At 34.8% G+C, this 24,160-nt stretch carries 21 protein-coding genes; 6 read left to right on the top strand and 15 right to left on the bottom strand.

Going from position 1 to position 24,160, the window contains the following annotated elements; translation table 11 throughout:
* Positions 1-3 precede the first annotated feature (3 nt).
* Positions 4-696, bottom strand: coding sequence for a response regulator (locus CF599_RS01865; RefSeq protein WP_121964342.1), 693 nt, complete (start codon positions 694-696; stop codon positions 4-6).
* Positions 697-880: 184 nt separating this feature from the next.
* Here CF599_RS01865 and CF599_RS01860 point away from each other — a divergent pair, with 184 nt between their 5' ends.
* The 4 genes from CF599_RS01860 to CF599_RS01845 all read left to right on the top strand — a co-directional run bounded on the left by CF599_RS01860 (position 881) and on the right by CF599_RS01845 (position 6,630).
* Positions 881-3,634, top strand: a complete 2,754-nt coding sequence (locus tag CF599_RS01860; protein ID WP_121964341.1) for a TonB-dependent receptor — start codon at positions 881-883, stop codon at positions 3,632-3,634.
* Between the two features lie 322 nt (positions 3,635-3,956).
* The gene (locus tag CF599_RS01855) at positions 3,957-5,093 is read left to right on the top strand and encodes a hypothetical protein (protein WP_121964340.1); all 1,137 of its coding nucleotides are present in this window, start codon (positions 3,957-3,959) and stop codon (positions 5,091-5,093) included.
* A gap of 110 nt (positions 5,094-5,203) precedes the next feature.
* Positions 5,204-5,554: a T9SS type A sorting domain-containing protein gene (locus CF599_RS01850; protein ID WP_254050218.1), complete on the top strand. Its 351-nt coding sequence runs from the start codon at positions 5,204-5,206 to the stop codon at positions 5,552-5,554.
* Positions 5,555-5,649: 95 nt separating this feature from the next.
* Complete coding sequence (locus CF599_RS01845) at positions 5,650-6,630, top strand: acyl transferase (protein WP_121964339.1); 981 nt, start codon at positions 5,650-5,652, stop codon at positions 6,628-6,630.
* 58 nt (positions 6,631-6,688) lie between these two features.
* Here CF599_RS01845 and gldC read toward each other — a convergent pair whose 3' ends face one another.
* Together gldC and gldB are read right to left on the bottom strand one after the other, a co-directional pair.
* Positions 6,689-7,027, bottom strand: coding sequence for a gliding motility protein GldC (gldC, locus tag CF599_RS01840; RefSeq protein WP_121964338.1), 339 nt, complete (start codon positions 7,025-7,027; stop codon positions 6,689-6,691).
* Positions 7,027-8,013 (bottom strand): gliding motility lipoprotein GldB, encoded by a 987-nt coding sequence (gldB, locus tag CF599_RS01835; RefSeq protein WP_121964337.1) that lies wholly within the window; start codon positions 8,011-8,013, stop codon positions 7,027-7,029. Before gldB ends, gldC begins: the two co-directional genes overlap by 1 nt.
* A 74-nt stretch (positions 8,014-8,087) precedes the next feature.
* Here gldB and nadE point away from each other — a divergent pair, with 74 nt between their 5' ends.
* The gene (gene nadE, locus CF599_RS01830) at positions 8,088-8,894 is read left to right on the top strand and encodes an NAD(+) synthase (RefSeq protein WP_121964336.1); all 807 of its coding nucleotides are present in this window, start codon (positions 8,088-8,090) and stop codon (positions 8,892-8,894) included.
* Positions 8,895-8,966: 72 nt separating this feature from the next.
* On the top strand, positions 8,967-9,452 hold the full coding sequence (locus tag CF599_RS01825; RefSeq protein ID WP_121964335.1) for a hypothetical protein: 486 nt from the start codon (positions 8,967-8,969) through the stop codon (positions 9,450-9,452).
* A gap of 23 nt (positions 9,453-9,475) precedes the next feature.
* Here the strand turns inward: CF599_RS01825 and dnaG are convergent, their stop codons facing one another.
* From dnaG to CF599_RS01760, 12 genes are all read right to left on the bottom strand, one after another.
* Entirely contained in the window at positions 9,476-11,458 is a 1,983-nt protein-coding gene (gene dnaG / locus CF599_RS01820) for a DNA primase (RefSeq protein ID WP_121964334.1), read from the bottom strand.
* Between the two features lie 84 nt (positions 11,459-11,542).
* Positions 11,543-12,520: a polyprenyl synthetase family protein gene (locus CF599_RS01815; RefSeq protein WP_121964333.1), complete on the bottom strand. Its 978-nt coding sequence runs from the start codon at positions 12,518-12,520 to the stop codon at positions 11,543-11,545.
* Positions 12,521-12,626: 106 nt separating this feature from the next.
* Positions 12,627-13,667 carry a 23S rRNA (adenine(2503)-C(2))-methyltransferase RlmN gene (gene rlmN, locus CF599_RS01810; RefSeq protein WP_121964332.1) on the bottom strand — a complete coding sequence of 347 codons (1,041 nt, stop codon included), beginning with the start codon at positions 13,665-13,667 and terminating at the stop codon, positions 12,627-12,629.
* Between the two features lie 304 nt (positions 13,668-13,971).
* Positions 13,972-15,321, bottom strand: coding sequence for an SWIM zinc finger family protein (locus CF599_RS01805; RefSeq protein ID WP_121964331.1), 1,350 nt, complete (start codon positions 15,319-15,321; stop codon positions 13,972-13,974).
* A 153-nt stretch (positions 15,322-15,474) separates the two neighbouring features.
* Positions 15,475-17,349 (bottom strand): SIR2 family protein, encoded by a 1,875-nt coding sequence (locus tag CF599_RS01800; RefSeq protein ID WP_121964330.1) that lies wholly within the window; start codon positions 17,347-17,349, stop codon positions 15,475-15,477.
* A gap of 374 nt (positions 17,350-17,723) precedes the next feature.
* Complete coding sequence (locus CF599_RS01795) at positions 17,724-19,325, bottom strand: fumarate hydratase (RefSeq protein WP_121964329.1); 1,602 nt, start codon at positions 19,323-19,325, stop codon at positions 17,724-17,726.
* A 567-nt stretch (positions 19,326-19,892) separates the two neighbouring features.
* Positions 19,893-20,279, bottom strand: coding sequence for a c-type cytochrome (locus tag CF599_RS01790; RefSeq protein ID WP_254050217.1), 387 nt, complete (start codon positions 20,277-20,279; stop codon positions 19,893-19,895).
* A gap of 164 nt (positions 20,280-20,443) precedes the next feature.
* Positions 20,444-20,809 carry a hypothetical protein gene (locus tag CF599_RS01785; RefSeq protein WP_121964433.1) on the bottom strand — a complete coding sequence of 122 codons (366 nt, stop codon included), beginning with the start codon at positions 20,807-20,809 and terminating at the stop codon, positions 20,444-20,446.
* A gap of 287 nt (positions 20,810-21,096) precedes the next feature.
* The gene (hemB, locus tag CF599_RS01775) at positions 21,097-22,089 is read right to left on the bottom strand and encodes a porphobilinogen synthase (RefSeq protein WP_121964327.1); all 993 of its coding nucleotides are present in this window, start codon (positions 22,087-22,089) and stop codon (positions 21,097-21,099) included.
* 310 nt (positions 22,090-22,399) lie between these two features.
* Positions 22,400-23,305, bottom strand: a complete 906-nt coding sequence (gene hemF / locus CF599_RS01770) for an oxygen-dependent coproporphyrinogen oxidase (RefSeq protein WP_121964326.1) — start codon at positions 23,303-23,305, stop codon at positions 22,400-22,402.
* Positions 23,306-23,441: 136 nt separating this feature from the next.
* On the bottom strand, positions 23,442-23,762 hold the full coding sequence (locus CF599_RS01765) for a hypothetical protein (RefSeq protein ID WP_121964325.1): 321 nt from the start codon (positions 23,760-23,762) through the stop codon (positions 23,442-23,444).
* Between the two features lie 6 nt (positions 23,763-23,768).
* Positions 23,769-24,128, bottom strand: a complete 360-nt coding sequence (locus CF599_RS01760) for a hypothetical protein (protein WP_121964324.1) — start codon at positions 24,126-24,128, stop codon at positions 23,769-23,771.
* Positions 24,129-24,160 lie beyond the last annotated feature (32 nt).

Raw genomic sequence — 24,160 nt, 5'->3', positions numbered from 1 at the left:
TTATTAATCTGCGTGGTCGAATTTATATCCAACTCCTTTAATAGTTTTAAAGTAGTTATCTCCTATTTTCTCTCTTAGCTTACGAATATGTACATCGATAGTTCTACCCCCTACTACTACTTCATTACCCCATACAGCATCTAATATCTCATCACGAGTAAATACTTTTCCTGGCTTAGCAGTTAACAAATAAAGTAATTCAAACTCTTTACGAGGGAATACAATTTCTTCTTTGCGAACAAATACTCTATACTCGTCTCTGTCTATTCTAATATCTCCTACTTCAATAACTTCCGAACCACTATCCTCACCAAAACGTGCACGTCTAAGTAATGCTTTTACTTTACTCATTAATACTTTCGGTTTAATAGGCTTGGTAATATAGTCATCTGCACCTGCCTCAAAGCCTGCTACTTGAGAATAATCCTCTCCACGAGCAGTTAAGAAAGTAATAACGCTATTCGCTAATGCAGTGTTCTTTCTTATTAATTCGCATGCTTCTATTCCATCCATCTCAGGCATCATAACATCTAATATAATAAGGTGTGGTTTATTAGTGTTAGCTACTTCTACAGCTTGTTTTCCATTACTTGCCGTGAATACTTGATACCCCTCTTGTTCAAGGTTATAACCGATGATATCAATAATATCTTGCTCATCATCAGCTAAAAGGATCTTAATCTCAGAATTTTTCATACTTGTGTTGTGTGTTTTTCTAGGCCAAATATAGAGCATAATACATTACTAAATATAGACTTTACAATTATTTAATGTGTTAACAATTTGATAACGTAATATACACAAAAAATTAAAATTTGAATAACATTCAGGACACATAGTACCAAGTTCTTTGCACTACATAATACAACACACTTATTCTATGAAAAATTATTTTGTAATCTTCTTATTATTTGCATCAGCCTCATTCTATGGACAGAAGGCTGATATCAAAGGTAAATTAACAGATGACATTACACACGACGCTTTAGCTTACGCAACAGTAGCTATCAAAAATTCTTCTAATGGGGTCAACACAGAACTTGATGGTACTTACCATCTTTCATTAGAAGCAGGTACATACACTTTACAGTTTCAGTACATGGGGTATGTAACTCAAGAAAAAACAATCACAGTAGCAAAAAAAGAAACCAAACTAATAAATATTGCTCTAACATCAGAACACACTGAACTAGAAGGAGTAGTAGTACAAACAACGCGTTCTAAATCAAAAGAATCAGCACTTCTTATAGAACAACAACGTTCTAGTGAAATCAAACAACAGATCGGTGCACAAGAATTATCTCGTAAAGGAGTTAGTGATGTAGCATCTGCTGTAGCTAAAACAACGGGAGTATCTAAACAAGAAGGTACAGGTACTATATTCGTACGTGGATTAGGAGACAGATATAACAGTACTTCTCTTAATGGATTACCTCTAGCATCTAATGACCCAGAGAAAAAGAATATCGACCTAAACTTATTCTCTACAGATATCGTAGAGTATATCTCTATCGATAAAACATACAATGCAAGAAACTCAGGTGACTTCGCAGGAGGAAATATTGACATTATCTCTAAAAAACACAGTGGAGAAGCTTTCTTTAATGCTTCTGTAGGAACAAATATCAACACAAATGCTGTAGGTGAAGACAAATTTAGAGCATTATCAGATAGAAGTTTCATCGGGTTCTCTGAAACTAAACAACCAAGCAATGCTTTAAACAACTTTAGTTTTAAAAACTCAACACAAACTAAAAACAAATCTCCTTACGGAATGAGTTTAGGTTTAAACGGTGGTAAATCATTTTACTTCGGTAAAGAATCTTCATTAAATCTATTCGCGACTTTATCTTTTGACAATAATTATAAGTTTAAAGAAGGTGTAAACCGTACTGCACAAGCACAAAACAGTTTTACAAAAGACTTATATATGAAGTCTTATGAATACAACACGAATACAACTGCAATGTTAAATGCTGATTATAACATCAACTCTAACAACAGTATTAAATACAATGTGTTATTAATCAATGGTTCTCAAGAGAAGGTAGATGAGTATACTGGATATATCAGAGATATTACAGATAGAAAAGACTACTATGAGAGTTCATTATTAACAAGACAAAATTACAAACAAGATCGTTTATTAGTAAATCAGTTATTAGGAGATCATAAACTTAATGATCAAGTAGATCTTAACTGGGGATTAGCGCTTAATAACATCTCTGCTCAGACTCCTGACAGACAGATGTACACTTTAAACAAGATTAAAGGACAAGATAACTACGAATTCTCTACTAACTCTAGATCAGATAACAATAGATATTTTGAAGATCTAATCGAGAATGAAGTAAGTGCTAATATTGCTGCTTCTTATAAATTCGGAAAGAACAGTTATGACCAATATAATGGTAAATTGACTTTAGGATATAACTTACGTCAAAAGAATAGAGAGTTTAAAGCTACTCAGTATGTATTCCAAATTAATGCTGACTATAACAACAACATTAATCCACACGCTTTAGACAACTTCTTTAACCAACAAAACTTCAACAACGGATACTTTGAGACATATACATTCAGAGGAGGAGCTAGTACTCCTGGAGCATTACTTCCACAAACTTATGATGGAGATATGACTGTAAATGCAGGTTTTGCAAATGTTGAATACAAATTCTCTGATAGATTCTCAGGTACAATCGGTGCGAGATTTGAAACCATCACTCAAAAAGTAACTTGGCAAACACAGTTAGATTCAGAAAAGACATCTAACACATTAGATAAAAATGCTTTCTTACCTAGCTTATCTTTAAAGTATGCTGTTGATGATAGAAACAACTTGCGTTTTGCTGCTTCTAAAACATATACATTACCACAGTTTAAAGAAAGAGCAAGATTTATCTACGAAGATGTAACTGAGATTAAAGTAGGTAACCCTGACTTATACGCTTCTGATGATTACAATGCTGATTTAAAATGGGAATTCTTCCCAACAAATGACGAAGTAGTTTCTGCAACAGTATTTGGAAAATACATCAAAAACCCAATCAATGAAATCGTATCTGCCTCTTCATCAAACGACATTACATATGCTAACACTGGTGACTATGGATATGCTACAGGAGTAGAAATCGAAGTACGCAAAAACTTATTCAGCTTTGATGATGTAAATACAAATAAAATAACAGGAGGTTTAAATGCTTCTATCATGAAGACATACCAAAAATTAGATAACGAGAAAGTAAATAAAGAGAATAAATACTTATCAACTTCATTTACACATGACAATGCTGATTTTACTGGAGCTTCTGATTTCTTACTTAACGCTGACTTATCTTATATCAAAGAATGGGGAGAAAAGAACTTAATGGCTACAATGTCTTATGCTCACTTCTCTGATAAATTATACTCTATCGGTACAGAACAAGGTGGTAACTTAGTAGATAAAGCATTCGGAATGCTAGACTTCACTTTTAAAATGAAGTTTAATAAAAACTTCGGTATAGGAGTAAATGCAAAGAACTTATTAGATCCTAAAATCGAAAGAGAACAACAAAACCTAACGCAAGATGTCTTAGTGAGATCTTACAAATTAGGAAGAAACTTTAGTTTAAGCTTAAACTATAATTTCTAAACAAGCATATTACACAAATACCCCCCAATTTCTAAAGGCGAGAATCATATCATTTGATTCTCGCTTTTTTTATCTCCTATATACAATAATAGATCCTGAAATAAACAAAATAAAAGGAGTATGTCTATCAATAAAGCATAGCCTCCTTAAGGCTATTCACATTCACTTAATCTTAAACACTCAAAAAGCATCAAATTAACACAGTTAACGCACGGTTAATATTAAAATTACAAATAGTTAATTATTCAATGACAGTCACTTAACACCCACTGGCTGATTTCTATACATCTTTGTATCAAACATATAAAAAACTATATTACACATGAAAAAATTATTAAGATCAGGATTCGCAATTGCAGTGGCAACATTAACATTAGTAAGCTGTTCATCTAGTGATGACAACAATGATGGTGGAACAACTACAAAACCAAATGAAATCAAAGGAACAGTTAAGAAAGGTGAAAAACGTACTCTTGACGGAACTAAAACATATAACTTAACAGGTAAATTAGTTGTAGAAGATGGTGGTATATTAACAATCCCTGCTGGAACAACAATTATCGGAACTGGAGGAACATCAGCATATATCGCAGTAGCACAAGGAGGACAAATCTTCGTAGAAGGTACTAAAGACAAACCAGTAGTAATGACTGCTGCTGAGAAAAAAAGAGGTAGTTGGGGAGGTTTAGTGATCTGTGGTAAAGCACCTATAAATAAAGCAGAATCAGCAACAGCTGAAGTATCTGACTTAACTTATGGAGGTAAAGTAACAAATGATAACTCTGGGTCAATTAAATATTTAAGAATTGAGTATTCAGGAGCAAACTACAACAGTGAGAAAGAATTTAATGGTCTTTCATTATTCGGAGTTGGTAGTGGAACTACTATCCAATATGTACAAGCACACGAAGGTTCTGATGATGGATTTGAGTGGTTCGGTGGAACAGTAAGTGCTCAATACTTAGTGTCTACTAACAATGATGATGATCAATTCGACTGGACAGAAGGATGGAATGGACAAGAAAATAAATTTTGGTTCTCTAAACAATCAGGAACTGCTGATAAAGGAGTTGAAGCAGACAACAATTCTAAAAACAGATCAGCAGACCCATATTCTAACCCAACAATCACAGGTATAACATTATTACCTGCTGTAGATGGAAAAGGTACAGCAATGAAATTACGTGAAGGAACTAAAGGAAAACTTACAGATGTAGTTATCGGATCTTATGCTGTAGGATTTGACGTAGAGCATGATGAAACTATCGACAATGTTAAGAATGGTTCTTTAATCTTAAGCAACGTTAAACTAATTAACGTAGGTAAAGCTACTACTGGTAAAAACACGAAAGGTGAAGCTGTAGATGTATCTAAAGTGTATACTGCTGGTGAAGCTAAAGGAGCTGGAAATGGAGTAAATGCACCAGAATGGACTAAAGGATGGACAGTAGGCCTATAGTAATAAAAAGATAAAATTGTTAAAAAAAAGTGCTTATTTAAAAAAATAGGCACTTTTTTGTTTTTATATCTCACAATAAATAATTACTTTTATACCATAATTTTAGTTAGATGGCAAAAAAATACTTTTATATCACGATGTTCATTGCAATGTTAGGCGGAAGCACAGCATTTGCACAAAGTGGCTTACGCTACAATAATGAACCAAAATATTCTAATCAGAATATTGAAGGGCTATCTATTTACCCTAACCCTGCTGTGGCTAATGGTAAATTGTACATTGAATCTACTAAAAACGAACCTAAGGAAGTAGAACTTTACAATGTAGTAGGAAAGAAAGTATTTACAACCACTGTAAGTAATAGAGAATTAAATCTACCTTATAGTGTAAATGCAGGTATTTATGTAATGAAGATTAGAGAAAGTAACGCTACTGCTACTAGAAAAATAGTAGTCAAATAAGAATTACATTTTAATGATTTATATTTTTAAAAAGAGCATCTCTGAAAGTGATGCTCTTTTTTTATTTGTATTTTTGTAATTAAATATCATACATCGTGTTTAGACCTGAAGAAATCATACAAATACAAACTAAAAAAGACTTCCATAGAGTAGCTATGAAAGTTTTTAGATTCCAGTATGAATATAATCCTATATATCAACAATTCTGTAATCTACTCAACAAAACACCTGAGCAAGTTAAGACTATCACTGATGTACCTTTTCTTCCAATTGAATTTTTTAAAAGTAGAGATATACTAAGCTCTACTGATCCTATACAGATTACTTTTACCAGTAGTGGAACTACAGGTATGATCACAAGTAAGCATCATGTGACAGACTTAGCTTACTATGAATACAGCTTTAGAGCCGCATTCTCACATTTCTATGGAAACATTGAGGATTATGTCGTTCTAGCCCTTTTACCAGCTTATCTAGAGAGAGAAGGGTCTTCGCTTATCTATATGGTAGAAGATTTAATAGAGGGGTCTAATCAACCTGAAAGCGGGTTCTACCTAAACAATTACGAAGAACTAGCCAAAACACTAGTAAATCTAGATAAACAAGGAAAGAATATCTTGCTTATAGGTGTTACCTATGCCTTACTAGACATGATAGAAATGCAGAAGTTCTCTCTTAGTAATACAATTATTATGGAAACTGGAGGTATGAAAGGAAGACGCAAAGAAATGATCCGTGAAGAACTCCATAAAGTACTATGCGATGGTTTCGGAGTTTCAAAAATACATTCAGAATATGGTATGACCGAATTACTTTCTCAAGGATATTCTTTCGGAGATGGTATTTTCGAATGTCCTCCATGGATGGACATCCTAACACGTGATCCTGAAGATGCACTAACCTATGTGGAAGAAGGAAAAACCGGTGGAGTTAACGTCATTGACTTAGCGAATGTAAACTCTTGTTCGTTTATAGCAACACAAGACTTAGGTAAGAAATATAAAGATGGCTCTTTCGAAATATTAGGAAGATTTGACCATTCAGATATAAGAGGTTGCAACCTAATGGTGGTTTAACTTACTACAAAAAAGAAGCCCTGTAAAGAATTACTTCACAGGGCTTTTTTATAATTTATTACTTCTCAATCAACTCTAATTTCTCTGCAAAGTAATCACAGAAATCTTTCATTGTTGCTGCCATCTTCTCATCTTCTGTAGCTCTCTCAAAAGTATCAGACATAGCAACTAATGTTTGATGAAAGAACTTCTTCATTTCATCTACAGGCATATCCTTAGTCCATAGATCTATACGCAGAGTTTCTTTTGCTTTATGATCCCAGATAGATAATAACATCGCCTTAGCTGCAGCACCGTTAACACCACCATCCTCAGCAGTCCAGAATATCTTATCAGGCACCTTATTATCATCTAACTCTACTCTAATATTTATATCAGAAACGTGATTTTTACTCATTACTTCTTTGGTTTGTATTTTGATTTTTCAAATATTTCTTTTGCATCTGTATTAAACAGATCATGCAAAGTTACATTATTATTTTGCATATACGAATTGACTATTTGCCACCCTAACCATGCTCCTGTTCTACCAGGACTATCTCCATCTATATCTAAATAATACTTAGAAAAAGGAGCTGCAGTCAAGAATCTACTAGATAATTGAGGATTTGTCTCATATAATAAACTATTATCAATAAAATACCTCCACATATCCGCTTCATTTAATTGACACCATTTTATCTGCTCTATCGTGTATCCCATAACATAAGCATCCTCTACCTTAGGAAGTAATAATTTCTTAGCATATAGAATCTTTCCATACTGAATCATCCCGCCTAAAAAAGTACGATCTCTATTAGCAGGCGCTTTTTGAAGAACAAAACTCTCAGCTAAATCAGGTAAGATTTGTGTTGATTCAAACGTTCCTCTTAAGTAGTCCGGAAAACCTTGATAAAAGCGGTGATCTTTACCTAAATAAGTATCTAACGCAATCAAAACTAAAGAATCCGCATAGATAGCCTTCGCAGTAACATCAACTTCTGAAATCAGCGTAATTACTTTTTTCTTTGATGACTCCTGTGGATAATAATACTTGACATGTTTAAAGAAATCTTCTAACTGAGTAGGTAATGTACCTAAATCAGTAAACTTCTTCTCAACCTCTTCGTTTAATTCTATAAACAAGGTATCTTTCTTCTTCTCTAACCAAAAATCATCTGATAGATTTGAATTAAAGAAATAAGGATACTGTTTTTTAACTCCTTCGAATTGTGAAACATCCATTTTATAGAACTCTTCATCAAAACGAGCAATAGTCATTTCTATAGGAATAGTAGCAATCTCTTTTTCAAGTTCACTTTGCTTATCCCCACAGCTTGACCAAAAAACACAGCTTACTAGTAAAACCACACTAGATAAATTAGTAAATTTGGAGAAAGTCATTTTATCTTTTTTTATTTTTCAAGGTACAAATATAATAAGATAGATATCAACCTATTCCATAAATCTTCAAAGTCATGACAAACAATATTAAAATGAATACAGAAGCAGTAACTAATCACATTGTTACTTGGTTAAAAGATTATGCTCTTAATGCAAAAGTTAGTGGCTATGTAATAGGAATATCAGGAGGTATAGACTCAGCTGTTACATCAACTTTATGTGCTATGACAGAGTTACCACTACTATGTGTAGAAATGCCAATACATCAAGATCCATCACAAGTGTCAAGAGCAAAAGAACATATTACATTCTTAAAGAACAACTTTTCTAATGTAACATCAACAGTAGCAGACCTAACGTCAACTTTCGAAACACTAAAAGATTCCTTACCTTCTTCTAATGACGAAGCGCTACTTAATCTAACATTAGCGAATACTCGTGCTAGACTGCGTATGACTACACTGTACTACTACGCAGGACTACACAGAAGCTTAGTAGCCGGTACAGGGAATAAAGTAGAAGACTTCGGTGTAGGATTCTTTACTAAATATGGCGATGGAGGTGTAGATATTAGCCCTATTGCAGATTTAATGAAATCAGAAGTTAGAGCTATAGGCGAATATTTAGGCGTACCAAGTAGCATTATCATAGCTAAACCTACTGATGGATTATTCGGAGATGAACGTTCAGATGAAGATCAATTAGGCGCTAACTATGATGAACTAGAAATAGCAATGACAGCACATATGAACGGCGCTAAAGCTGATGACTTTACAGGAAGAGAAAGAGAGGTATTCGATATATATAGCCGATTAAATAGAATAAACCAACACAAGATCAACCCTATACCCGTCTGCATAATCCCGACTGAACTAAAATAAGCAACACAAGGATTCAATAGTGATTGTTAATTATTCGCAATAATTAAATACCTTTGTTAAAAATATTAAGCTATGAAAAAGTATTTATTGTTTTTAATTACAATTGTGTCATTGTCTTTAGCCGGATGTTCTACAGATGATGACAACCGTGATTGTTATGAGGGTTTTATGCCTACTAGAGATCTCTATAAAAATGGTATTGACCCAAGAGATCTAAAAGTAAAAGACTTCGGTAATGATGTAGGTGTATTCACTGTAATAACATCTAGAAGTGAATTTCTTAGTAGAGTAACTGATGCTAGATTATTTGTTGACCAGATTAACTTTAACAAAGAAAATATTCTAATAGGACAAGAATATATCAAAAAAGGGAGTAATGTAAAGATCAATACAATAACAGAGCAAACCTGCTACCCTAGAGCAAGAGTTAATGTAACTGTTGACTTTATTAATAGTAGTATTAACAATCGTCCACATTTTATTACATACAATGTAATACTACCTAAATTAAACATTTCACAGAGTCAATATTCCGTTTATTCAAACTTCATATACTAAAAAAGAGGCAATCGCCTCTTTTTTTATTCATCTATCGTTTTAAACCTTGATGTTACTTGTCCTAGTCTATTTGAGAACATATTCATAAGGCTAGTATAATCCATAATTAGAGTCAGCATCTCATAAGATCTCTTTTCATCACAGTCTTTAAGCTTTATTTTATATTTCTCAATCATTGTATTCAATAAGAACATTCTCAACGTCAAAATAGTCTCTGTAACATATTGAGAGATACCTTGATCTTTTTGTTTCACTATGATATTCTGAGACTCCCATTTGTGTAAGGTTTCTTTCTCATCCTCCATAATAATATTAGTCACCTCTTGAGCTATCTCAGGGCTAAGCGACTTTAGATACTTATCTAATTCCCACGTATTATGATTAAAATAATCGATAAGATCTTTATAAATCACTTTAAACATGGGGTTCGTCAGCTGTACCTCATCCTCTTGAAGACTTAAGTAGATTCTCTCATGTACTTTCTGTACTACCTTATGTTCTACCTCTACAACTTCATTCTCCTCGTTAACGTCTAATAGAAGTTCGATAAACTGTTCTTCTACATTGCCATATAACAACAATATCTCAATAATCTTGCGTTCTAAGTTATACTGTGGATCTATACTCTCTTTCTTCACTCCTTCTGAGTGAACCACCTCCATCTGCTTGCGTTCCTGTGTATATTTCTTATTTGCTTCAGCTAACTCCTTTCTTCCTATCTGAGCTAATGAATTAAACACTACTTCCTCTGAGATATCCATAATACGTGCACATTCCTGCACATAGATTTCTCTCTGTATCTGATCAGGTATCTTAGAGATACTCTGTACCATATCGCGTATTAACTCAGCTTTCTTAATCGGATCGTTCTTCGCCTCCCCCATTAATAGGTTTGCCTTATAACGAATAAAGTCAGTAGCGTTGTTTTTAAAGTATTCGTCTAGTTGCTCCTTTGTGTGTTTTCTAGCGAAACTGTCAGGATCTTCACCATCAGGCAATGGACAAACCCTAACATTCATCCCTGCTTCAAGAATCAAGTCAACTCCTCTTAAAGAAGCTCGTATACCTGCAGCATCTCCATCGAATAACATTGTGATATTCTTAGTCAAACGACTTATCAAACGTATCTGATCAGGTGTAAGTGCTGTCCCTGAAGAAGCGACCACATTCTTTATCCCCGTCTGATGCATCTGAATAACATCTGTATATCCCTCCACTAAGAAACAGTTATCCTGCTTAGCGATATCTTGCTTAGCGTGATATATACCGTATAAAACTTTACTCTTATGATAGATGTCACTCTCAGGCGAGTTAAGATACTTCGCTGCCTTTTTATCTGCAGTTAAGATACGTCCTCCGAACCCTAGCACCCTTCCAGACATACTCTGAATAGGGAACATCACACGCCCTTTAAAGCGGTCAAACTTGCGATCTTCCTTTACGATAGTCAGTCCCGTCTTCTCTAGATAGTCGATAGAATATCCTTTCTGTAAAGCAGCCTCAGTGAATACACTCCATTGGTCAGGAGAATATCCTAATCCAAATTCCTTGATTGTTTCTTGAGTAAAGCCTCTTTCCTTAAAATAAGTCATTCCTATAGCCTTACCTTCCTCTGCATGAAATAGCGTTTCCTCAAAGTACTTCTTCGCAAACTCAGACACGATGAACATACTCTCCTTTTCATTCAGTTGTTCCTTCTCCTCATCGCTTTGTTCAGTCTCTTCTATTTCGATACCGTACTTCTTGGCTAAGTAACGAATAGCCTCAGGATAAGTGAAGTGCTCATGCTCCATAATAAAGCTGATGGCATTACCTCCTTTACCTGAACTGAAGTCTTTCCAAATCTGCTTAACAGGCGATACCATAAATGATGGTGTCTTCTCGTTAACGAAGGGACTTAGTCCTTTGTAGTTAGTCCCTGACTTTTTCAGAGTTACAAAGTCGCCAATCACCTCCTCTACTCGAGCAGCATCAAAAACGGAATCTATAGTACTTTTGGAAATCATATAATAGTATAAGAATGTAGCTACAAAGATAAAAAAAGAAGTCGCTTAATATATATTAAGCGACTCTTTCTATTTTTCAATATTTTATTTCTTTCTCTCGATAACATAGTTCACCATCGTAAACAGTGACTCCCTATAAATAGATTCAGGGAACTCACGAAGTATATTTAGAGCCTCTTGCTGATACTCTACCATCTTAGTAGTAGCGTATTCAAGACCTCCTTTTTGTTTAACGAATTCGATCACCTCTTTCACACGTCTTTTATCCTCATTGTGATTCTTCACAGAATTTATCAACCACTTCTTCTCTTTTGGTTCACAATTATTCAACGTATAAATTAACGGAAGTGTCATCTTTTGCTCTTTGATATCTATACCTGTTGGTTTGCCAATAGGCCCATCAGTATAATCAAACAAGTCATCTTTTATTTGGAACGCCATACCGATCAACTCTCCGAACTTACGCATCTTCTCGATAAGTTCAGCATCATCAGGTTGAACAGAGGCTGCTCCTAATGCACAACATGCTGCTATAAGTGTAGCAGTCTTCTGACGAATAATCTCATAATACACCTCTTCAGTGATATCTAGACGTCTTGCTTTCTCTATTTGAAGTAACTCCCCCTCACTCATCTCACGTACAGCGACAGAGATAATGCGAAGTAAATCAAAATCACCATTGTCTATAGATAATAATAATCCCTTAGCTAATAAGTAATCTCCTACTAACACCGCTATCTTATTCTTCCATAAAGCATTTAGTGAGAAAAAACCACGGCGTTTATTACTATCATCCACGACATCATCATGTACTAAAGTTGCTGTGTGTATTAGCTCGATAACAGAAGCACCTCTATACGTACGCTCATTAACTTGCTCACCGACCATCTTCGCTACTAGGAATACAAACATAGGACGCATCTGCTTCCCTTTTCTATTCACTATGTAGTAAGTGATTCTATTTAGTAAGGCTACCTTAGTAGTCATTGAGTTGCGGAACTTCTTTTCGAAAAGTTCCATCTCACTTTGTATAGGCTGTTTTATTTGCTGTACTATATTCATCGAAATCAAAAATACGACTTTTTTATCTCATTAAATAGTTTCCTCTAAGAGTAAACGATTAAGAAATTGTCAAGTCTTCTATTACACAGATATTTACTGCTTTTGATTACGATTTATTAGCCAACTGTCCACAAGCTGCATCGATGTCTTTACCACGACTACGACGAACCACTACTGTAATATCATTGCGTTCTAAAGCTTTGATATAATTATTTGTAGCTTGTTCATCTGCTTGTTGGAATTCTCCATCATCGATAGGGTTATACTCAATCAAGTTTACTTTACATGGTAAATATTTACAGAACTTCACTAACGCATCTATAGATGCCTTATCATCGTTAATTCCTCTCCAAATCACGTACTCATACGTCACGCGACTCTTCGTTTTACTATACCAATACTCTAAAGACTCTCTCAAGTCAGTCAGTGGAAAATTCTTTGTGAAAGGCATAATTCTATTGCGTATCTCTTCGATAGCTGAGTGTAGAGAAACTGCTAACTTATATTTCACGCCATCATCAGCCAACTTCTTAATCATCTTAGGAAGTCCTGAAGTAGACACAGTGATACGCTTAGGAGACATTCCTAACCCTTCTTCAGAAGTGATTTTATCTATCGCTGCTTGTACATTGTTATAGTTCATCAGTGGTTCACCCATTCCCATAAACACAATGTTTGATAGAGGGTGTCCGTGATTCTTACGACTCTGTTGATCGATAGTTAGTACCTGATCATAGATCTCATCAGGATTTAGATTACGCATACGTTTCAGACGAGCAGTAGCACAGAACTCACAGTCTAAGCTACACCCCACTTGTGAAGACACACAAGCTGTAGTTCTCGTTTCTGTAGGTATTAAGACAGACTCTACAATAAGACCATCGTGTAACTTCACACCATTCTTAATAGTACCATCAGAACTAACCTGCATACTATCTACCTTAATGTGATTAATTACGAAGTTAGCATCTAGCATCTCACGTGTAGCCAAAGATAAGTTACTCATATCCTCGAAAGTATGAGCCCCTTTACTCCATAACCATTCATACACTTGGTTTCCTCTAAATGCTTTATCTCCCTGAGAAACAAAGAAATCTCTTAATTGTTCCTTAGATAAACTTCTGATGTCTTTTTTGTCTATTTGCATGCCGCAAAGTTAACCTCTAATTATGCGACTGCCAAATACTGTAATAAAAATATAACAATATTGTAAGGAAGAATCAATTAAGAATTAGGAATTTAAAATTAGGAATCCGAGACATCTATATCCACAGTAGTACGGGCGTATCACTATACGCCCCGCAACGTAGCCACAAAGTATATCCATCATATATATACCCGCTCCGTATTAAAACATCTAAAAGATGTTTTAGGTGGGCGTAAAGTATTACGCCCCTACCGTTGCGTGCCAACAGCTCGTAATATGCAGCCACATAGTCATCTATAAACTATTAACCGTTAACCACTACCTTCTTCACCGCCAACACATGCTTACACATTCCCCTATCTCCCTGATACTTCCCGTACCATTCACAGGTACAGCGTTCTTGCCCTCCATCTAAGATAACTGTATGACGTACACCTCCAGTACCATCTACACGAGCTTCTACACGTCCATTAGCATTGCTGATAATCTCCACTTTATTCTCTGCTATCAGCTTCTCAGCATTCCTTAAACGAGGATTAAGACTCATAACACGCTCTAACTTAAACGGCAATCTTCTATAAAAGAAAGCATTGTCATCCAAGTCAAAACCTAACAACCCCATCGCTGCCATACGTGCTGTAAGATTATCTACATCCGTAAACCCTAATCCTTCTTCCATCGCTAAAAGCGTTGGGTTAAAGCGTTGGTTCGCATAAGCGTACTTATCCATCGCATCTATCCATTCATCATCCACATCATCTATTAAAGACTCTAATGCAGCTCCCTCTCCTGAGAAACCACGCCAAGTATCTCTCGACAATGACAGACTAAAACGAATATCACCGAAGTATAACTGCCACGTAGTACTCTGCATATCAGGATGCGGATACACCTGCATACTATCGATATAAGGTAACAGTGGTTCTAACAATCTCAAGCGATGAATACCTCCTACACAGACAGCATTAGCAGACTTAACAGGTGTAAAGACAGGCATATTACCACGTACTGTTAGATAATAATCTGTCTTAATCACCCCTTTAGGAATCCCTCTAAACAACTGTTGTGTCTGTATTTTATTAAACGTATGCACACGCTCTGCTTTAGACAAGTATATCTGTACAGTACTCAGCCCTTTAATCCACTTGATTGGAAGAGGTACTTTGCGTTCTACTATTTTCTTATCCTCTGTCTGAATACTCACTTCTTTTTGCCCAATAGATAGCAGTACATTCTCCTTCTGTTTAATACTATTCAAAGCAGTAAGCATAGGTTGATTAAAGTCCACATTAGTTGTCCCATTCTCTAAGAACTCCCCTTCTAGTCCATCAGGCAACACATTTACTCTAGCATATACACCTGCACAGTGAGAGAATCCCTCAAAGCGCACTCTACCATCCCCTGCCGTAGCGATAGGGTCTTTTAGCTTAGCTAGATCAGCAGGCGACAAATTAAAACTTGACTTCACCACATTAGACAACGTGATCAGACAACGAGCCATAATAAACGGATTCTTCACATTACCCCAAAAAAAGCAAGGTGCATCCGTATTCTTCTGTATCTCACTGTACTTCGCTAAGAATAACTCATCTCCCCCCTTACCCTTCGTTAGATTAGAAGGGTTATTGTATATATAGGATAATAGGTCGTTCATGGTATTCAATTATGATTAGGCAAGTTAATAAAATTCAAGAACATAAATCTCACCTTAAACTGTACACATTTGTTTGGATTTACAAGCTGTATGAACTAAATCTAGTACTCCTATAAGGCTATGCTCATGAATATTTTTATCTTATTGTTAGTATCATTTTTTAGTAAAAAAACTATACAACTTATTAGTTGAACTTCTTACAATCAACTCCTCAGTACTACTTTTCATTAATTCTTGCCTATTTACTATATACGCATCTTTAATGATATAGTTTTTCACTCCCAAATTAAATTCCTGTTCATGAAAGATAACAACAGTATCTTCTTTATCCATCCAACCTAAACTATAAATAGGTTCATTTGGCACACTGACAAGATTAACTATCGTTTTCCTATCCAGTTTGCCAACGTTGATGTCCTCAATTTTATAAGCAGTTTCTTTATCATCTATATAGTCTAAAACATTCTTTAACTTTCTATAATCAATATCTTTTATTTTAATATTTCTAAATCTAATTTTAAAGAATTGCTCTACCTTTTGTAATCCTGAAAAATAATCAACTAAAACATTGATTTCCATTGGATCACCTTTAAAATTATTATTTAAATTGTAATTATAAATCTCGTCTCCATCTTTGTTTAAAACACAAAATTTCTCGTTCTGAAAAAATCTATTTAACATTCCATAAAAAGTCGTTGCTATGTTAGTCTTCTTTATATCTTTTAATATATCTAATGTTAAACTAAACTCTAATCTATTATTTTCTGCTATTGTAATTTCAATAACTAAAGAAAATGTTTCAAATAAAACAATTTTATACTTCTTCTTATATTCTGTTATTTGGCTAGCAAACAATACAATATCTAAATCATCTATCTCTAATCCTCCTTCAAAAATAAAGTCAACTATACCTTCGTATTTGGGGCTTGGGGAAATTCTAAAAGCTTTAAGCTCTTCAATATCGTGTATACATAAATTGTTTATTGAAAATCCAAAACTCTGCAGCATTTCAGGAGTTAAGATCACATCTTCAAAATCTTCTCCCTTTAATTTTCTATGTATTTGATCTAACTCATCTATTGTTCCCTTTATACTCAAATTAAACCTACCTTCCAATTCTTTATCTCCTAAACTACTAAAACCAACTATATTATTATTAGCTAAATCCAAGGTTAATCCTATATCATAATCAGCACTAACCTTATGTATCATATCTTTAGAGTACACTTTCTTTTTTAAATTAGGTATATAGTTTTTTTTTAAATCTTCAACTACCGCTCTCAAAAAGTCTTCTCCATATGATACAATATGCTTAATACCCTTTCTTTTTAAATACTGTTCTTTGGGCTTAGGTACTTCTGGAGATACAAAATATATATTCTTGTGTAAATCTCCCAATTCTTCCATTATAGAGTCTATTAATGGAGTAACATTTGTATCATCTAAACTATAACCAATAAATATTATATGATGAGATGCTAATTTAACTTTAACTGTATTCCAAAAAATAGATTGCTGTTTCTTCGCAAGAAAATTGTTGTAATCTGTTGTCGTTAATACTATATCATTTGGAACTGTAAAATCACCATGTATTTTAAAAAGTAATTGCTTATTGATTCCTGCTAATGCTAATTGATCTGAATTTCGTACAACTTCAAGTTGCTTATTATTATCTTCAATAAGAGTATCATAATTAGTTGTAACAATATATTTAAACTGAGGAATACGGGCTAAAAGTTCATGTGCTTCATTATTTGTAGCTTTCTCCAGAACTACCTCTCTAACAGTCCTAAGTAATAATTGTTTATTTCCCTCCAATAAAAAAATATCTTCTGCAAGGTGTGTCAAATTCTTATATTTAACAGAAGCTAACCCTCCCAACTCTTCTAACATACTAGCAGGCATTTTTTGTATTAAGGCATCTCTTAAACCATCAGCAGATGGTAACCCTGCTCCTATAGACAACCCTGCTCCTACAAACAAAATAGCATCCTCATCTTTTATTATATCAAAAACCCTATCTAACATCCTAATAACATTTAAAAACTCCTATCTGTAAAGTTACACATAAAAGTAATTATTTCAAGTATCAATCTATTTAAACAAAAATAAACTCCCATTAGAGCAGATCTATAATCCATGCCATGATTATGACAAAAACCGTAAACAACTCATTATTAAAAAAATAAATACGCACTAAATATTCTTATACGAATGCATATAATCAATCTTCCTTATAATTAATATACGCCAATAAAAAAGCCGATACTGTCGCTAGTATCGGCTTTTAATTGTCGTCTATAAATTGTTAGTTTATTCTTGTGCTAAAAATTAGGTTTACGAATAACCTCATGCCGTAGGCACACATTCCTAATTCCTAATTCTCAATTCCTAATTAAATACTATAGGTCAGCAAAGAAGTCATTTCCTTTATCATCAGTGATGATGAAGGCAGGGAAATCTTTAACCTTAATCTTACGTACAGCTTCCATTCCTAATTCTGGGAAGTCAACCACTTCTACGCTTAAGATATTCTCTTTCGCAAGGATAGCAGCTGGTCCACCGATAGAACCAAGGTAGAAACCACCGTGTTTCTTACATGCATCCGTTACCGCTTGGCTACGGTTACCTTTCGCTAGCATAATCATACTACCACCTACCGCTTGGAAACTATCTACATACGGATCCATACGTCCCGCTGTAGTAGGTCCGAAACTTCCTGAAGGCATACCTTCTGGAGTCTTAGCAGGTCCTGCATAATATACAGGGTGATTTTTGAAGTATTCTGGCATCTCTTGACCATTGTCTAGCATCTCTTGGATCTTAGCGTGAGCGATGTCGCGCGCCACGATAACAGTTCCATTTAACATTAGACGAGTTTTCACTGGCTGTTTCGTTAACTCAGCTAATTGCTCTGCCATTGGCTTATCAAGGTCGATTACTACAGGTGCCTCTAAATGAGGAGCAGATGCAGGTAATAGACGTGCTGGATTAGTTTCTAATTGTTCTACAAACAATCCTTCTGCTGTAATCTTCGCTTTAATATTTCTATCTGCCGAACAAGATACTCCTAATCCTACTGGACATGAAGCAGCGTGGCGAGGTAGGCGGATCACACGTACATCATGAGTAAAGTACTTACCTCCGAACTGTGCACCGATTCTAGACTCTTGGCAGATTAATTGTAATTTTTTCTCCCATTCAAGGTCACGGAATGCTTGACCTCCCATGTTACCTGATGTAGGTAAGTTATCATAGTACCCTGCAGACGCCTTCTTCACTGCTGCTAAGTTAGCCTCAGCAGATGTACCACCGATCACTAAAGCTAAGTGATATGGAGGACATGCAGCAGTACCTAGGTCCATTATTTTTTCTTTGATAAACTCTGTTAAGTTCTTATCATTAAGTAATGACTTAGTTTTTTGGTATAAGAACGTCTTGTTAGCAGACCCTCCACCTTTTGCTAAAAATAAGAACTCGTATTTAGCCCCTTGAGTAGCATAGATATCAATCTGTGCAGGCAAGTTAGACCCTGAGTTTTTCTCTTCGAACATACTGATCGGAACGATCTGTGAGTAACGAAGATTTTTCTTTTGGTACGTTTCGAAGATACCTCTAGATAGGCTCTCTGCATCATTCGCACCTGTATATACATTCTCCCCTTTCTTACCTACTACGATAGCAGTACCTGTATCTTGACATGAAGGTAACTCTCCATCGATAGCCACTACAGCATTCTGAAGAAGATTATAAGCTACAAAACGATCGTTATCTGTCGCTTCCGGATCATCTAGTATAGCTTTTAATTTTTCTAAGTGTGATGTTCTTAACATGAAAGAAACATCAGTCATAGCAGTTTCTGCTATTAACTCAATTCCTTTAGGATCAACCACTAATATTTCGCGATCACCTAATTTTTCAACTTTTACGTACTCAGAAGAAATCTTTTTGTACTGCGTATCATCCTTTTGGATTGGATACGGATCTTGATATATGAAGTCCATTGAATTGTTAATTTATTTTTGTACAGTAAAATTACAAATTATGATTCGTATAAACCCTTAGAATGTGTCTAAATAGCTAGTGTTTACAAGGGTTTTCAATCAATTCCACTTTAATAAATAATATTAGAACACTTCATTATATTTCTCTATAAAAGATCACTATTCAAACAAAATAAACAACAATATTATGTTCTACTTCAAAAATAAACACTCTTTTACAATACTTTCCTCCACCTTAGAAATCTCATCTCCATTAAGTTAACTCCCTAACGTTTGAACAATATACATTGATAGCAATTTGATGGAATAATGATAGCATAGTGGTCGCATCAAAAATAGCCAAAACTATGCGACCATTATGTGACCACTATGCGACCATTATGCGACCACTGTTTTTTCATCGTAAAAAAATCAAGATTTAATACTCTTATTACAAGATTTAAACTTGATATAAATGTTCTTAGAAGTCAACAGAATCAACTATTGATAGTGTCATTAATCTTATAAACACAAAAGCCCTGCATCGTATGATACAGGGCTTCAAATATTTTAATTAAGTATAAGTGACTATAAACTGCGCATATAAGCGATCAGCGATTCCATTTCTACAGCAGACAGCTTTTTAGTAATAGTCAGGTTTGCTTCCATCATTGGGAATTGTGCAGGCTCGATAATAGCATCGGCTTTACCGCGTAAGAATGCATCTAAGTCAGCCCCATTAGCATCATAACCTTTCACAATATCTTGCATACTCGGCCCTATTAATTTTTTATCAGCCATATGACAGGTAGTACAATTACCTTTACCTGTGAATATCTTCTCCCCTAACTTGAGTTTTTCAGACATAGATAGCTCTGCCGTTTCTCCACGTTCAGATTCGTATACTGCTTCTGGCTGTTCTTTTTGTTCTTTTCCTCCACATGCGACAAAGAGAGTTGTTGCAAGGAAAAGCAAACTAGTTTTAATAATTGTTGTCATCGTTGTTGTTTTATTGTTCCATCAAAAATAGAAAAACAACTTAAACTTCCAACTATACAAAACAGTCCTTTTAGTGTAATAATCGGACAAAAAAACTTAGCCATATTTACCATTTATCGATAATGAATAAGCAATATTACTTATTCATCTATTAGATCTATAAAGTCATCTATAGTCAGATAGTAATCTAGCGCCATCACTAACTCTTCCATTGTTGCACTAGGCTTTTGACTTATCGCCAAATCTACTACATCCTGAATATCTTCATCAGAACACAAATACCACATCTCTTGTTCTATAACTTCGCTAGGGTAAATCTCTTCATCATTATCTGTTACCTCAACAGGTTCACCTACATAAATAGTTAATCCTAGCTCGACTTCTTCTTCTCTAGCGTAAATAGCATAAGCAAAGGCAGGATCATATCCTGCAGTACGCTCTTTTTTGTCTTTAACTAGAAGTATAAACTCTTCTAGTTGATATTGTTTATTTTTAAAATCTGACATCTTATCCACAATTAACTTAAACCCACATTCCGCATTAGCCAAATACTACAAAGCAATTCTACTTTATAGCACTTTCATTAGCTCTAAAAGCATACTATAGTATGCTTTAATCACTAATTTAGACCTATTTTGTATAATTACTTTTCGTTTATATGTCTATTGCGTATTATGGGTTAAAAAAAGTAAAGGTAAAACTCTTCTTGTATAAACTCAAAAAAAGGCGACTTATAAAAAAAGCTCAGTGAACTTAATCACTGAGCTTCTTCAATTTATTATATTTGATACCACTATTTATTCAAAAGTACTGCGGCTTCTTTAGCAAAGTAAGTAGAAATAATACTTGCTCCTGCACGCTTAATACACGTTAATTGCTCCATCATGATTTGGTCATGGTCTAGCCATCCTCTCTCTGATGCAGCCTTCACCATCGCATACTCACCAGATACTTGGTACACTGCTACAGGCACATTCACTGCGTCTTTCACCTCGCGTACAATATCTAAATAAGCCATACCTGGTTTTACCATAAGGATATCAGCACCCTCTTCCACATCATATAAAGCTTCTTTTACAGCCTCGATACGGTTAGCATAATCCATTTGATATGTCTTTTTATCTTTTGGTATTTCCATATCTGCTTTTGGAGCACTGTCTAAAGCATCACGGAATGGACCATAGAACGCAGAAGCATATTTAGCTGAATAACTCATAATACCTACATCAGTATATCCTGATTGGTCTAACGCCTCACGCATACGCAAGATACGTCCATCCATCATATCACTAGGAGCTACGAAGTCAGCCCCTGCTTCAGCATGAGATACACTCATTTTCATCAAGGCCTCTACTGTAGGGTCATTTACTACTACACCATTCTCGATAATACCATCGTGTCCATAGATAGAGTAAGGATCTAAAGCTACATCAGGCATAACGATCATACCTGGACATGCATCTTTAATCGCTTTAATAGCTGTTTGCATTAATCCATTCGCATTCCAAGCTTCTGTACCTGCGTTATCTTTTAAATGCTCACTTACTTTCACATAGATATTCACTGCGCGAATACCCAATGCATATAATTCTTTTACTTCCTTTACAGTCAAGTCCACAGAACGTCTAAACATCCCTGGCATTGATGGAATAGCTTCTTGTACATTCGTCCCTTCTGCTATAAACATAGGAAACATAAAATCTTGTGGAGTCACGATAGTCTCTCTTACCAAACTACGAATAGACTCATTTGTTCTTAATCTTCTACCTCTTTGTAATGGAAACATAATTATTTTGGTTTTATGTTATAAACCCAGGCTTTCATTAGAATTTAATACAAATATTTATCACACATTGTTATCTATTGCGTCCGCGGGAGGGTTCGAACCCCCAACCCTCAAAGTCGAAATCTGATATTCTGACAACATCTACATAAATTCAAAAAAATCAAAGACCTGAATTATTAATACTGTTCTATATTACATCTATTGTTGTCACGGATTTATGATTACATAATCACATTATATGACACACAAAGTATTGCGTCTCTACTACTGTCGTGGATATATATTATGTGACACGCAAAGTATTGCGTCTCTACTTTATCCAATCAATTGGCTGTGCCAACACCTTTAACAACTTATCTTCTTCACTTCCCTCTACAGGATGATGGTCATACACCCACTGTACGTGTGGTGGTAAACTCATTAGAATAGATTCGATACGTCCATTGGTTTTTAAGCCAAACAAAGTTCCCTTATCATGTACAAGGTTAAACTCTACATATCTACCTCTTCTTATCTCTTGCCATGTGCGTTGTTCTTCTGTATAAGGCAATTCTTTGCGTCTTTCTACGATAGGTACATAAGCCTCTAAGAAACTATTACCCACTTCTGTAACGAAGTTAAACCATTGTTCCATAGACATTGCCTCCGTAGCTTCTAAGCGATCAAAGAACAAACCTCCGATACCGCGTGCTTCTTCTCTATGCGCATTCCAAAAGTACTCATCACACTGCTTCTTATACTGTGGATAAAACTCCGGATTGTGCTTATCACATGCTGATTTACACACACTGTGAAAGTGTGTAGCATCTTCTTCGAATAAGTAATATGGTGTTAAGTCTTGCCCTCCACCGAACCAAGAACGCACTACTGTACCCTCTTTATCATACATCTCGAAGTAACGCCAATTAGCATGAACTGTAGGAACCATTGGACTTTTTGGATGAAGCACTAAAGACAATCCACACGCAAAGAAATCTACATCTCCTACATTAAAATACTTTTGCATTGTTACAGGTAGTGATCCGTGTACAGCAGAGATATTCACTCCTCCTTTTTCGAATACATTCCCATTCTCAATTACACGAGTACGTCCCCCTCCACCTTCAGGGCGTTCCCAAAGGTCTTGTTGGAATTTTGCTTTTCCATCTACTTCTTCAAGACCTTTAGTAATTGTATCTTGAAGTTGTTGTATATATTGATAAAACTGTTCTTTCATAATTATTTTGACACTCTAAATCTTGTCTACTTGACACACTCTTATTTTCACAATAGTATTTAAACTATAATCTACTACATCAACAAATATTATAAGTGCACTAATCTAACTTATACTTAATATCACCTAACTCCTATTACCCTCTCACATCTACAGGTCCTAACACATAATTCATAAAAGCAATAAGAGCAAATACACTAAATACAGTTATAACATATATTAATCCTACTAACTTTAAGCAGCGTTTAACCTCTGTACTTTTAGATATATTAGTTACAGATAAAAACAAAACACTTAATAAACTTAATATACTATAGACTATCACATACACAAAAACAGACATGCTGTCTTCACAATATTCGTAATGGTGATAGATAACACTATCTATCGTAAAGACTAACCAAAACAATGTAATAGTTACAAATACACCTAATATTCCTTTGTTTAGTGTAGTCATTGTTACTTATAAGCTACTAATCTTAGTCATAATATTAAAAGAGAAAGCCTTGCTCTCATCTTGAATAAACTGGTATAGTGCTTTTGCTTTAACTTTAAAAGAAGGTTCTTTAGTAGACCATTTCACTAAAATATCCGTGAACTGCTCCATATGGTCCCATCCAAAGTTAAAACACTGTATATGCTTAGGTAACTCATCAGTAGAAATAGTTAATAACTCTTGATAAGTTAATCCTATCTTGTTTAATTCCTCATCTAGACTTTCAACAAAAGTAGCGTCCTCAGGTACAAACCCCATAGAAGACAACTTCTGTACGATAGACTCTATACGTCTATCTTCTTCACTTTTAGTTCCTTTATTTAGCATAAATATTAGGTCATAAAAAAACAGAAAAGCCT

The organism is Myroides sp. N17-2 (genome assembly GCF_002286775.1).
Classification (GTDB): Bacteria; Bacteroidota; Bacteroidia; order Flavobacteriales; family Flavobacteriaceae; genus Flavobacterium.
The sequence above is the reverse complement of the archived record's forward strand: the minus strand, read 5'-3'. Positions and strand labels throughout refer to the sequence as shown.

Bases quoted from the DNA above. Each gene is read 5' to 3' on its own strand.
- CF599_RS01765 (WP_121964325.1), bottom strand. From the start codon at position 23,762: ATGACTACACTAAACAAAGGAATATTAGGTGTATTTGTAACTATTACA.
- CF599_RS01785 (WP_121964433.1), bottom strand. From the start codon at position 20,809: ATGTCAGATTTTAAAAATAAACAATATCAACTAGAAGAGTTTATACTT.
- CF599_RS01805 (WP_121964331.1), bottom strand. From the start codon at position 15,321: ATGAACGACCTATTATCCTATATATACAATAACCCTTCTAATCTAACG.
- CF599_RS01815 (WP_121964333.1), bottom strand. From the start codon at position 12,520: ATGAATATAGTACAGCAAATAAAACAGCCTATACAAAGTGAGATGGAA.
- hemB (WP_121964327.1), bottom strand. From the start codon at position 22,089: ATGTTTCCATTACAAAGAGGTAGAAGATTAAGAACAAATGAGTCTATT.
- CF599_RS01760 (WP_121964324.1), bottom strand. From the start codon at position 24,128: ATGCTAAATAAAGGAACTAAAAGTGAAGAAGATAGACGTATAGAGTCT.
- gldC (WP_121964338.1), bottom strand. From the start codon at position 7,027: ATGAGTAAAAATCACGTTTCTGATATAAATATTAGAGTAGAGTTAGAT.
- gldB (WP_121964337.1), bottom strand. From the start codon at position 8,013: ATGACTTTCTCCAAATTTACTAATTTATCTAGTGTGGTTTTACTAGTA.
- dnaG (WP_121964334.1), bottom strand. From the start codon at position 11,458: ATGATTTCCAAAAGTACTATAGATTCCGTTTTTGATGCTGCTCGAGTA.
- CF599_RS01850 (WP_254050218.1), top strand. From the start codon at position 5,204: ATGGCAAAAAAATACTTTTATATCACGATGTTCATTGCAATGTTAGGC.
- CF599_RS01855 (WP_121964340.1), top strand. From the start codon at position 3,957: ATGAAAAAATTATTAAGATCAGGATTCGCAATTGCAGTGGCAACATTA.
- CF599_RS01860 (WP_121964341.1), top strand. From the start codon at position 881: ATGAAAAATTATTTTGTAATCTTCTTATTATTTGCATCAGCCTCATTC.
- CF599_RS01795 (WP_121964329.1), bottom strand. From the start codon at position 19,325: ATGGACTTCATATATCAAGATCCGTATCCAATCCAAAAGGATGATACG.
- CF599_RS01865 (WP_121964342.1), bottom strand. From the start codon at position 696: ATGAAAAATTCTGAGATTAAGATCCTTTTAGCTGATGATGAGCAAGAT.
- CF599_RS01825 (WP_121964335.1), top strand. From the start codon at position 8,967: ATGAAAAAGTATTTATTGTTTTTAATTACAATTGTGTCATTGTCTTTA.
- rlmN (WP_121964332.1), bottom strand. From the start codon at position 13,667: ATGCAAATAGACAAAAAAGACATCAGAAGTTTATCTAAGGAACAATTA.
- nadE (WP_121964336.1), top strand. From the start codon at position 8,088: ATGACAAACAATATTAAAATGAATACAGAAGCAGTAACTAATCACATT.
- hemF (WP_121964326.1), bottom strand. From the start codon at position 23,305: ATGAAAGAACAGTTTTATCAATATATACAACAACTTCAAGATACAATT.
- CF599_RS01800 (WP_121964330.1), bottom strand. From the start codon at position 17,349: ATGTTAGATAGGGTTTTTGATATAATAAAAGATGAGGATGCTATTTTG.